Annotated in this window: 12 protein-coding genes; all 12 read left to right on the top strand. The window is 45.5% G+C overall.

From position 1 onward, the window contains the following. Positions 1–51 precede the first annotated feature (51 nt). On the top strand, positions 52–330 hold the full coding sequence (locus U2P91_RS00240; protein ID WP_286806629.1) for a hypothetical protein: 279 nt from the start codon (positions 52–54) through the stop codon (positions 328–330). Between the two features lie 16 nt (positions 331–346). Continuing rightward, entirely contained in the window at positions 347–802 is a 456-nt protein-coding gene (locus tag U2P91_RS00235; protein ID WP_286806627.1) for a hypothetical protein, read from the top strand. A 71-nt stretch (positions 803–873) separates the two neighbouring features. Further along, on the top strand, positions 874–3180 hold the full coding sequence (locus tag U2P91_RS00230; RefSeq protein ID WP_322518681.1) for a phage tail protein: 2307 nt from the start codon (positions 874–876) through the stop codon (positions 3178–3180). Continuing rightward, positions 3180–3560 carry a hypothetical protein gene (locus tag U2P91_RS00225; protein ID WP_322518680.1) on the top strand — a complete coding sequence of 127 codons (381 nt, stop codon included), beginning with the start codon at positions 3180–3182 and terminating at the stop codon, positions 3558–3560. Before U2P91_RS00230 ends, U2P91_RS00225 begins: the two co-directional genes overlap by 1 nt. An 11-nt stretch (positions 3561–3571) precedes the next feature. Further along, positions 3572–4723, top strand: coding sequence for a phage tail spike protein (locus U2P91_RS00220; RefSeq protein ID WP_322518679.1), 1152 nt, complete (start codon positions 3572–3574; stop codon positions 4721–4723). Between the two features lie 12 nt (positions 4724–4735). Beyond that, positions 4736–5707 (top strand): hypothetical protein, encoded by a 972-nt coding sequence (locus U2P91_RS00215; protein ID WP_322518678.1) that lies wholly within the window; start codon positions 4736–4738, stop codon positions 5705–5707. 19 nt (positions 5708–5726) lie between these two features. Continuing rightward, on the top strand, positions 5727–7271 hold the full coding sequence (locus U2P91_RS00210; protein ID WP_322518677.1) for a hypothetical protein: 1545 nt from the start codon (positions 5727–5729) through the stop codon (positions 7269–7271). Continuing rightward, positions 7261–8589 carry a hypothetical protein gene (locus U2P91_RS00205; protein WP_322518676.1) on the top strand — a complete coding sequence of 443 codons (1329 nt, stop codon included), beginning with the start codon at positions 7261–7263 and terminating at the stop codon, positions 8587–8589. Before U2P91_RS00210 ends, U2P91_RS00205 begins: the two co-directional genes overlap by 11 nt. Positions 8590–8653: 64 nt before the next feature. After that, on the top strand, positions 8654–9160 hold the full coding sequence (locus U2P91_RS00200) for a phage holin family protein (protein ID WP_322518675.1): 507 nt from the start codon (positions 8654–8656) through the stop codon (positions 9158–9160). Positions 9161–9227: 67 nt separating this feature from the next. Continuing rightward, positions 9228–9653, top strand: a complete 426-nt coding sequence (locus U2P91_RS00195; protein WP_322518674.1) for an RNA polymerase subunit sigma-70 — start codon at positions 9228–9230, stop codon at positions 9651–9653. Continuing rightward, on the top strand, positions 9650–9805 hold the full coding sequence (locus U2P91_RS00190) for an SHOCT domain-containing protein (RefSeq protein WP_322518673.1): 156 nt from the start codon (positions 9650–9652) through the stop codon (positions 9803–9805). Before U2P91_RS00195 ends, U2P91_RS00190 begins: the two co-directional genes overlap by 4 nt. Before the next feature lie 64 nt (positions 9806–9869). Next, positions 9870–11177 carry a recombinase family protein gene (locus U2P91_RS00185; RefSeq protein WP_322518672.1) on the top strand — a complete coding sequence of 436 codons (1308 nt, stop codon included), beginning with the start codon at positions 9870–9872 and terminating at the stop codon, positions 11175–11177. The last annotated feature ends 13 nt before the right edge of the window (positions 11178–11190 follow it).

Genomic DNA, 11190 nt, shown 5'->3' with positions numbered 1-11190 from the left:
ATTACTATATGGTGTCTGTGTTATAATGCAGAAAAAAACGGAGGTAATGAAATGGCTATTCCAAATGTTCAAGATTTTATGACGGAAATCGAATTATTGAAACGGGATGTAAAAGAGGATGGAGAAGACCACGTTGATATTTGTGCAAAAACACTGCATGAGATGCTTGGAGATCCAAAGGGAAAAGATGCTCGAATGAAAAGTTGCTGTCAGGCCATGTATAATTGCATGAAAACCGGGGATAAAGTTTTAGAACTCCCGCGACCTGTTGCTGGAAAAACAGAAAGTAGTGGATTTGGTTCAAGATTGGTTGTTCGGTATTATGTTTAATCAAGATGAGGGTCAAATGGACTATGTTGTAGAATTTGAAAAATTGTTAAAAAGCGCTTTTAAAGCTGTTGAATATCAAATTGATAGCGAAAGAATCGACGTAATCGATTTGGGCTGTCCACATTGCGCACGTACTTTGCCTAGAGGAAAAATGGGCATCTATTCTTTTGCTCTAAATGACCGATTTCTAAAAATCGGAAAAGCGGGTTCAAACAGCGGACCACGTTTTACTTATCAGCATTATAAACCTGGAAGTGCTCAAAGTACGCTGGCTTCGTCAATCTTATCAGATCCCGAAATGAAAAAATACAGCTTGTCCACTGATAATATTGAATCGTGGATGAAAAAGAATTTAAGAAGAATTGATATTCTTTTTGACGCAAATTTCGGACCCTTAGTATTAAGTTTTGCTGAAACAAGTCTCCATTTAAAATACCAGCCTAAATATGAAGGGTTCAGTTCTCAAAGATAATAATGAAGTAGCATATCAGGCACTCGATTCTGAGTGTCTTTTTTCATGCCCAAAAGCAGGAGGTGATGCATATGGCTAATGGAAATTTCGGCTTAAAAATTGGGGTTGAAGGCGAAAAAGAGTTTAAGAACGCCCTCCGGGATATCAATCAATCCTTTAAGGTGCTGGGCAGCGAAATGAAGCTGGTCGAGTCCCAGTTTGATAAGCAGGATAAAAGCATCGAAGCAGTCACCGCCCGGAACCAGCTGTTAAATAAAGAAATGGATGCCCAGAAGGATAAGATCAAAGCCCTGGAAAAAGCCCTGGACAATGCTGCCACCTCCTTTGGCGAGAATGACCGCCGTACCCAAAACTGGGCGATCCAACTCAACAATGCCAAGGCGCATCTCAATGGCCTGGAGCATGAAATCAGGCAAAATGAAAAAGCCCTGACTGAAATCGGAGATGAGTTTGATGATGCCGAAAAACAGGCCGAACAGTTCGGCAAGTCCCTTCATGACACCGCGATTAAAGCAGAAAGCTCTGGCGGTAAATTTAGTGCGTTAGGTGGGACGCTAAAAGGGATCGGCATTGCCATGGGAACCGCCTTTGTCGCCGTTGGTGCCGCAGCCGTTTCTTCAGCCAAATCTTTAACCGATATGACGGTAGGAGCTGCTGCCTATGCCGATGAAATCCTGACAACGGCTACGGTAGCCGGAGTATCGGCTGAAAGTCTTCAAGCTTATAAATATGCGGCAGAGTTAGTCGATGTTTCCATGGAAACACTCACTGGCTCGATGGCCAAACAGATCCGATCGATGTCCTCAGCCCGAGATGGTTCAGCGGATATGATTGAAGCCTATGGTCGTTTGGGAGTGGCCGTCTCCAATGCCGATGGTTCTCTGCGCAGTGGCGAAGATGTTTATTGGGAAACCATCGATGCCCTAGGCAAAATGGAAGAAGGCGCTGAGCGGGATGCCCTGGCTATGCAGATTTTTGGGAAATCGGCCCAGGAATTAAATCCGCTGATTGCTCAGGGATCAGCAGGAATTGCTGAACTCACCGACGAAGCCAAACGGATGGGTGCGGTGCTCAGTGATGAAACCCTGGCCCAGCTGGGGAAATTTGACGACAGTGTCCAACGATTAAAATCTGGCAGTGATGCAGCTAAAAATGCCCTTGGCACGGTACTGCTGCCACAGCTCCAGATTATGGCCGATGAGGGCGTTTCTCTGCTTGGCGATTTTACCAAAGGCTTGCAAGATGCCGGCGGTGATTTTATCAAAATATCCCAGGTCATTGGTAGCACCGTTGGCGGCATTGCCGATATGGTCCTGAGTAACATGCCGGCAGTGGTCCAGGTTGGGATGGACATCGTTGGTGCTGTCGGTAGTTCACTGCTTGCTAATCTGCCGATGCTGATTGATACTGCCAATCAATTGATCTTCACCCTCCTGGAAGGTTTGATCTCAGCCCTGCCGCAATTAACCGATGGCGCCCTGCAGCTGGTGTTGGCTTTAACTCAGGGGATTCTCGATAATCTTCCGGCTATTTTAGAAAGTGCCATGGTGATGGTAACCACCCTGATTACCGGGATTGCTGAGGGGCTGCCGGAGCTGGTGCCCAAGATCGTCGAGTGTGTCATCCTGATGGCCCAAACCCTGATGGATAATGCCGGACTGTTAATTGAAGCGGCTCTCGCCTTGATCACAGGATTAGCCCAAGGACTGATTAACGCGCTCCCGGTTTTCATCGAAGCCCTGCCGCAATTGATCAATTCGTTTATCAACTACTTTGTTAATAACCTACCGCTGATTATTGAAACCGGGATCAACTTAATCATATCCCTGGTCACCGGACTGATTGCCGCCATTCCCACATTGATTGCTGCGCTGCCTGAAATTATCATCGCTCTCGTGAGCGGTCTGGGACAGGCAGCTGAGGCGATTTATGATGTGGGGATCAACATCGTCAAAGGCTTATGGGACGGGATCGTATCCATGGGACAGTGGCTTTCAGATAAGGTCACCGGTTTCTTTGGTGGCGTTACGGAGGGTGTCAGAAATCTCTTAGGGATGCACTCACCATCGACAGTGTATGCGGATATTGGAGAAAACATGGGTGCTGGCGTTGGGATTGGTTTTGTCAGAAAAATGGCGACGGTCACCCGGGATATGCTCAGTGCCATTCCCACCACCTTGGATGTGAACACCCAATCAAACGGGTTAACCGGGAGAACTTCAGCTGGAAACAGCTCAAACGGCATGCTGGAAGGTGGCAGTGCTGCACCGATTTATATCTACACCACTGTCGAGCTGGATAAAAAGGCAGTGGGCCATTCCATCACCCCGATTGTTTCTCGGGATCTGGCCTTTAGTTTGAGAGGAGGTAAAATCTAATGGCAGTTTGTGAAATAACTAATAGTAACGGCGCAGTTTTGTTATCAAATTTCAATGCGACCTATGCCAACAGTCTCTATACGCCGGGTGATTACAGTCCTTCTTATTTCTGGCCGGAAAACGCGGTGAAACCGATCTATTTTAAAACCAAAGAACGGTTCAGCAAGCTGGCAGTGGAATGCTATTTTAAAAACGGCAAGCTCTCTGATATTGAAGCGTTAAAACAGGCTTTGAAAAAATGTGTGGTGATCATTAACAATCGCTTTATCCAAGGCCAGAGCTTTGACTGCATGCTGGTAAGCACCCAGATCAATCAAATCTCAAGCCGCCATTACAGTGCTGTTTTTGTTTTTGACTGTGTGATTCTAGCCACAGGATAGAAAAAGGTGAAATGATGATATTAAGCTTACTTAACCAAAACAAAACATTTATTGGTGAACTGGATCATATGGATAATTGCTATGTTACGGAACTGCTGGAAACCGGTGAAGACACCCTATCTTTTGAAATCTATGTCAAACACCCGCTGTATAAAGATCTGGTCGAAGAAAACCTGATTTTGACCGATCATAATCGATACGTCATAAAAAGCATTGATGAACGGGGCCAAACCACCATCATTGGGTGTGTTTTGGACTTATCGGACTTTATGGTGGCGGGGTATCATCAGCTTCTATTAGAAGATATCACACTGACTGGACTTTTGACCCAGCAACTTTCGGGAACAGGCTGGAACTTCACTGGTGCTGAAAGTATCACATCGACAAAAACAGTCTCCCTGAAATCCGGAAATACCCTGGATCTGCTGCGACTGGCTGAAAAAACCTATGGGGTGATTTTTCGCTATGATTGCATCGGAAAGATTATCCGCGTCACCACCACCCAAGGTTACACCAACAAAGGCGTTCATTTTTCCGATGAACTCAACATCAAAGAATGCGAACTCCGGGGTGATAGCTTTGATCTGGTTACCCGGTTGTATGCCTTTGGTAAAGACGGGCTTTCTTTTGCTGAGATCAACGGCGGCAAGGTCTATGTCGAAAATTTTGAGTACACCAGCAAGGTGATCACTCAGGTCTGGGTTGATGAACGCTATCAGCTAAAAGAAGAACTCCTGGCGGCAGCTCAGAAAAAAGTAGCTGGTTTATCCATCCCCAATCGGGTCTATACTGCATCGGTGGTGGATCTGGCCAGCTTGTTGCCGGATGACTATGGAAACCTGGCCATTGCCATTGGCGATAAGGTCACTTTGATTGATCGCATCCGCGGCCTTGAAGTGGAACATCAGATTGTTAAGCTGGTCAGCTATCCGGATACTCCGGAAAAGAACATCGCGGAGTTGGGCCGGGTGGCTACCGATTTTGAATCCACCATCACCAAGCTAAAAACGGAGGATATCAAAGAAGCGATTGATAAAAATGTCCCGCCAGCAGTGAATGACTACATGAATGAATACTTTGGCGGTCAAAAATGGCTTTGTGTTGAAGCATATCCGGAAGTGATGGATGCGAACACCTTGTACCTGAAGTATGTTTCCGGATAGATGAGGCAAGCGATGGGAATTAAATTTAAAGGTCGTGAGATTGAAAGTCTTAAAGCAAATGGCTTTATGATTATTGAAGCGATGATTAATGGCCGGATTGTCTGGCCGGAAGAATCTGACTTCCACTGGCAGCCCAATCCCGACATGGTCTGGGCCAGAAGTCAGTGGGAAGCCCTATCACAAGGACGAATCGGCTATCTGCGGATGCACTATGCCAAAGACCTGGTCAATGATTTCTTCTTCGAAGAAGGCACTGTTGTCACCTCTGATGGACAGACCTATCATAATTCAGCGGCAACATACGGCGTTGAACATATCTGGAATTATTCCAACAGCCGGGTCAGTGCAGTATATCCGACCACCAAGGTCGTTTGGACCATGTATTTTCCCAATAATCCAACGGTTTATCCTGCTACAATTGAATACGGCGAGACCTATTACTGCTTTGATGGCGTATCAGTGGATTGGTATCCCTGTCTCTGGACGGATATCGCCTACTTTGATCTGTTAAACCAGACAACAGTCTTCATTGATGATAACAGTGTGGCCCTTTATCTCGGGTTTTTTAACGGCTGTCGAAAACTTCAAGCCGTCCCTCAAGAATTTACGATGAAACTTAGCGCCTGCCGCTTGCAGGGGATTTTTTCTGGTTGTGCCGCCTTAGTGTCGGTGCCGTATCTGGATATGACCAACGCCATATACGGAATGGGAATGTTTGATGGATCGGTTAATCTAAAAGAACTTAAACTGTTAAATATCAATATTGCCATTGACCTATCCCCGTGTACCAATCTAACCAAAAGCAGTCTGCGAAATGTGCTGGCGGGGCTGACCGATCGTACCGGTCAGGAAAAGCTGGCCATTGGTTTGGGCGCCGCCAATATCGCTAAGCTTTCTCAAAGCGAACTGAGTGTGGCACTGAATAAAAACTGGGATGTGGTTGAGACCATCACCGACTGGCCAGTATTTCCAGAGGATGAATAATACCTGAAGGGAGAATTTTATGAAGAATTATAAGGTGACCGTCAGAGAAAAGCAGCTTTTTTATGATGAGATGATCGTGAATCAATATGATCATTTGGTTCAGTGTTTGGTATTTGAGATTCCCAGAATAAATGATGGCCTTAACGTGACCGATTTTAATATTCATGTCGAAACGGAACTGGGTCGTTTGACGGATCGGATTCAGATGATACCGGTAAACGATGGTGATTTTGTTCGTTTTATCTGGATTCTGACCGCTACGACAACCCAGGCTGCCGGGCTTTTGGCTTTTGAAGTGCAGTTGGAAGGTAAATCAGATCCCAGCATCCCGGTCTGGCAAAGTGAAAAAGGGTTGATCCGCATCAACCAATCGATTAAGGCTGATACACCCCAACCGCCCATCGAACCATCAATCCTTTTGCAATGGGAGCAGCAAATGATAAAACTGGGTGAAGACGCCCAATCGATAATGGAAAAAGCCGATCATGTCAGCAGTGAAGCACTAATTGTTGTGGAGCGAGCCAGTGCCGGTGAGTTTATTGGGGCAAGAGGCGATCCCGGGATTCCTGGGCCTCAAGGCAGTACTGGTGAAGTTGGGGCGCAAGGTCCGCCCGGCATTCAAGGCCCCAAAGGTGATCCGGGTGATGCTGGCCCCCAGGGCGTTCCGGGAAATCAAGGACCAAAAGGCGATAAGGGCGACAGTGGCCTTCAAGGTCCGGCTGGCGATAAAGGTGATCCTGGGTCACAAGGCCCTCAAGGGCTACCGGGAGAAACTGGTGCCCAAGGAGAACCCGGCTTGCAAGGGCCAAAAGGCGATCCCGGCATTGATGGACAACCAGGAGAACAAGGCCTGAAGGGTGACAAAGGCGACCCTGGAATCCAAGGACCACCCGGTGAAAAAGGAGATCAAGGACTTCAAGGGTTGCCGGGTCTGACCGGTGAAGCTGGTCCTCATGGCGATCAAGGCATTCCAGGTATCCAAGGACCTCCCGGCGCAAAAGGGGATCAAGGGATTCAAGGCTTGCAGGGTTTGACAGGTGAAACGGGACCTCAGGGTGAGCCAGGTCTTCAAGGTCCCAAGGGTGATAAAGGTGATCCTGGAATTCAAGGACTACAGGGTCTGACGGGAGAAACGGGTCCTCAAGGTCCGAAAGGTGATCAGGGCGTTCAGGGAATCCAAGGTCTGCCCGGCGCAAAAGGTGATCAAGGGATCCAAGGACTGCAGGGTTTGACCGGTGAAGCCGGCCCAAAAGGGGAGCCAGGCGTTCAGGGTCCTAAAGGCGATCCGGGTGATCCCGGAATTCAGGGTCCGATTGGTGAACAAGGGATTCAAGGGATTCCAGGCGAAAAGGGCGATACCGGTGATGTGGGTCCGATTGGTCCAGCGGGTGCTGCCGGTTATTCCCCGGTCAAGGGGGTGGACTATTTCACTGAAGCTGATAAAGCCGCCTGGTTTGATCCTTTGGGAACACGGCTGGACGCAGCTGAATCTGCGATTGACTCCATCACAACCCAATTGGGTACCCTCAATGATCAATTGGAAGGAGCGTTAAATGGCTACTAAAACCTTAAGTGAAAACATTCAAACGGCCATCACTGATCTTTCCAATATTAAAACCTCGCTGATCGGCAAAGGCGTCGCCATTCCATCCGGGACCCCCACTAATAGCTATTCAGGACTGGTTGATAGTCTGCTAATCGGTACCCCGGCCAGTGCGGAGTTTAATATTCATTTTGGCGATACCGCCCCGGAAGATACCACCAAGCTATGGGTCAAAACCACTCCGGTTACAAACATCAAACTGGACTGTGAAATATCCAGTGTCCTCAATGCGACCACCAGGGTGAATGATATCCTTGATGCGGCCACCAATGAAATTGTCAGTGGCGTCGGTGGTTGTGCTGAGCGGGTTGGTAATCTGGTTTATCTCTTAGGAGCCTATACCATGAGTCCGAAGATCCTGACTTATAACCTGGACACCCTCGTAACCGTATCCACGGGTGTGGCGATGCCATCCAATTACTTTAGATATGCAGCCACGGGGCTGGTTGGCGATTTCATCTATTTATTGGGCGGACTAAAGTATTCAACCATGTCACTGGACATCTACAAATATGATATCCTTGAAAAAACGATGACAAAGCTTGCGATTGCCATTACTAATGATGGCAATCATGGCTGGCAGTCATTTGCCTATGCGACAGTTGGAACGCGGATCTATCTATTTGGTGGCTATAATTCAAGCAGTTTTTCCAACTCCTATATTGTTACGAAAGCGTATTACTTTGATACGGTATCACAGACATTTACCATGATTGCGGCGCCATCCAATCATTTTATTGAAGCGGGTACCGCGGTTATTGGGACGGACATTTATCTGATCGGCGGTCGCAATTCAAGCGGCACTGCAACAACACGGATTACTAAATATGATACCCTTCTTGATACCTATACGATCGTGGCATATTTACCTGCAGCATACACGAATTGTCGAGCCGCAGCTGTTGGGACGGATATTTACATTTACTGGGATAAAAGCATTTTTAAGCTGGATACCCTGACGAATACCCTTTCAACGGTTTCAAGCGTACTGGCTTGGGAGTTTAATGGCGGCACCATTATTTCTTATGGCACCGACATTTTTTATTTCTGCGGCAGTGGTGCTGCCAACCGGGTGATAAAAACCACTGCTGATGTCACTTTGGAATCGAACCATCTGCTGATTTCCAGTCTCACATCCGGTCATCGGGTTGCACTTTTTAACCAGCATGGCATTGATATAAAATTGCCAGTGTCAAATGTGTTTATGGGAGATGTAAACAACAAAGCTCAAAAAGTCAATGCCTACTATTATAATAACGCCCAGTGGAATCTGATTTAAAACAATTGTAAAGCCTTCGGGCTTTTTTTATAGAGAAAAATACATTTAAAGGAGAACAAGAAAAATGGAATATCTTGATAAGATTAAATTAGTCGTCGCCGTGGCCTTCACGGCCCTTTCCGGTTGGTTAGGGATGTTGGCCGTGCCGGTCATCTTGCTTTTTGTCCTGGCTACCTTTGATTATATCACCGGACTGGCAGCAGCCAAGTACCGGGGCAATAAGATTTCAAGCTACAAAGGCTTTCAGGGCATCATGAAAAAAGTCTGCCTGTTTTATCTGATTGCCGTGGGTGCGATTCTCGATTACACCTTACTCTATGCCAGTCAGTATATTGGCGTCGATGCAAAAGTCAATTTTGTCATCGCATCCTTTGTCTCCGTTTGGTTGATATGTAATGAGATTATTAGTATTCTGGAAAACATGAAAGATATGAATGTCAATTTTCCACCATTCTTAGAAAAGTTGACCCAGAATATCCGTACCCAGATGGAGAATGAATCTGAAGGTAAAATTCAATCTGATACAGAAGATAAAAAGTCGGGCAATGAAACCGGAAGTAGTAACAGCTAAGATTTAAAAACAAAAACAGAGGAAATGGTCAGTGATCATCGCCTCTGTTTTTTTATTGGAGGAAAGAATGACGACTGCAGAAAAAGATCGAATCCATGAAATGCGGCTTTTGGGTCTTAGCTATTCACAAATTTCTAATGAGCTCAATATTTCAGAAAACACCATCAAATCCTATTGTCGGCGCCATAATCTCGGAAAGACTATGACAAAGAAATCCACCGGTATTATTGATGAAAAAGATGTCTGCAAACAATGTGGGAAACCCATCAAGCAAAGTTCAAAAGGGAAGCATAAAAAGTTTTGTACTGAAGAATGCCGCCGACTCTGGTGGAAAGCCAATGATGCCTACATCCAGAGAAAAGCATATTATGCCCTAGTTTGCCATGGCTGCGGTAAAACATTTAAGAGCTATGGCAATTCAAAGCGAAAATTTTGCAGCCATTCCTGTTATATCAAATATCGGTTTAAAGAAAAAGCTGAGGAGACACCATGACAAAAGAACAATTTGACCAGGAAAAGAGTTATCGCATTTCAGTCATTTTATCAAAAGAACTGATGAGTAAAGGTCTTATCACAAAGGAAGAATATGACCACATCGATACGATGCTGCTAGAAAAATATAAGCCCATCATTTCGAGCTTATAATGGCTTAATGACTTGCTTTGTATCAAAATCAGAGCTAACATCACAGGTAGAAAGGAGTGACAAAATGATGCGAAAAGTTATTAAAATTGATCCTGTCGCAATCAAGCTACCGGCCAAAAAGCGGGTAGCAGCGTATGCCAGAGTTAGTAGTGGAAAAGATGTTATGCTTCATTCGTTATCTGCTCAGATTAGCCATTACAGTGAAACCATTCAGAGTCGCCCGGATTGGCAGTATGCCGGTGTTTATGCCGATGAAGCAGTAACGGGAACCAAGGATAATCGAGCGGAGTTTCAAAAAATGCTGACAGCGTGTCGGAATAAAAAAATCGATCTGATTATCACTAAGTCCATCTCACGGTTTGCACGAAATACCGTGACCTTACTGGAAGTGGTCCGGGAACTAAGTAGCCTTAATATTGAAGTTTATTTTGAAAAAGAAAATATTTACAGCCTAAGCGGGGATGGTGAGTTGATGCTCACTATCCTCGCTTCTTTTGCGCAGGCGGAAAGTTTGTCAGTGAGTGAAAACTGTAAGTGGCGCATTAGAAAGGGATTTCAGGAAGGCGAGCTGGTTAACCTTCGGTTTATGTTTGGTTATCGGATTTCTAGGGGTCTGATAGAGATTAATGAAGAACAGGCCCAGATAGTTCGAATGATTTTTGATGACTACCTTGGTGGAATGGGATGTACTCAGATTGCTAAAAAGCTCAGAGAACTTGATGTTAAAAGAATCAGAGACGGAATCTGGACGGCTGAACGGGTCGGTGAAATATTAAAAAATGAGAAATATGCTGGAAACTCGCTTGCACAGAAAAAATTTATTTGTGACCATTTATCAAAAAAACTCGTCACCAATTGGGGGCAGCTTCCAAAGTATTACGCAGAAAATACCCACCCGGCCATAATCGATCAAGAGACCTTTGACAAAGTACAGATTTTATTAGCGAAAAAGCGAAAAACATCGGGGAAGAAAGAGAAGGCTGTTTATGCTTTTACTGAAAAAATAGTATGTGACAAATGCGGGAAGCATTACAACCGGAAACCCACCCATGGATATGTGTATTGGAACTGCCGAACCTATTTGCATTTTGGAAAATCAGTCTGTCATACTAAGCAGATACCTGAAGAAATACTCCTACAGGTTTCAGCTGAGGTCTTAGAACTGGACCATTTTGATGAAGAAATTTTTCATCAGCAGATCAAAGAGATCCGGGTGCCGGAGGATTTTAAATTGAACTTTGTTCTTCACAACGGACATACAGTCGAAAAAGAATGGCAGAATAAATCAAGAAAAAACAGCTGGGATGATAAAAAGCGGCAGGAAGCCAGAGAACGACAAAGTCTGATAATGGAAAGGGGGATGGCAAATTGAATGGTGCAAGAAA

This window comes from Acetobacterium sp. K1/6, from assembly GCF_034438075.1.
In the GTDB taxonomy this organism is placed as follows: Bacteria; Bacillota; Clostridia; order Eubacteriales; family Eubacteriaceae; genus Acetobacterium; species Acetobacterium carbinolicum.
The sequence above is the reverse complement of the archived record's forward strand: the minus strand, read 5'-3'. Positions and strand labels throughout refer to the sequence as shown.

Bases quoted from the DNA above. Each gene is read 5' to 3' on its own strand.
- U2P91_RS00225 (WP_322518680.1), top strand. From the start codon at position 3,180: ATGGCAGTTTGTGAAATAACTAATAGTAACGGCGCAGTTTTGTTATCA.
- U2P91_RS00205 (WP_322518676.1), top strand. From the start codon at position 7,261: ATGGCTACTAAAACCTTAAGTGAAAACATTCAAACGGCCATCACTGAT.
- U2P91_RS00200 (WP_322518675.1), top strand. From the start codon at position 8,654: ATGGAATATCTTGATAAGATTAAATTAGTCGTCGCCGTGGCCTTCACG.
- U2P91_RS00190 (WP_322518673.1), top strand. From the start codon at position 9,650: ATGACAAAAGAACAATTTGACCAGGAAAAGAGTTATCGCATTTCAGTC.
- U2P91_RS00215 (WP_322518678.1), top strand. From the start codon at position 4,736: ATGGGAATTAAATTTAAAGGTCGTGAGATTGAAAGTCTTAAAGCAAAT.
- U2P91_RS00185 (WP_322518672.1), top strand. From the start codon at position 9,870: ATGATGCGAAAAGTTATTAAAATTGATCCTGTCGCAATCAAGCTACCG.
- U2P91_RS00220 (WP_322518679.1), top strand. From the start codon at position 3,572: ATGATGATATTAAGCTTACTTAACCAAAACAAAACATTTATTGGTGAA.
- U2P91_RS00210 (WP_322518677.1), top strand. From the start codon at position 5,727: ATGAAGAATTATAAGGTGACCGTCAGAGAAAAGCAGCTTTTTTATGAT.
- U2P91_RS00195 (WP_322518674.1), top strand. From the start codon at position 9,228: ATGACGACTGCAGAAAAAGATCGAATCCATGAAATGCGGCTTTTGGGT.
- U2P91_RS00230 (WP_322518681.1), top strand. From the start codon at position 874: ATGGCTAATGGAAATTTCGGCTTAAAAATTGGGGTTGAAGGCGAAAAA.
- U2P91_RS00240 (WP_286806629.1), top strand. From the start codon at position 52: ATGGCTATTCCAAATGTTCAAGATTTTATGACGGAAATCGAATTATTG.
- U2P91_RS00235 (WP_286806627.1), top strand. From the start codon at position 347: ATGGACTATGTTGTAGAATTTGAAAAATTGTTAAAAAGCGCTTTTAAA.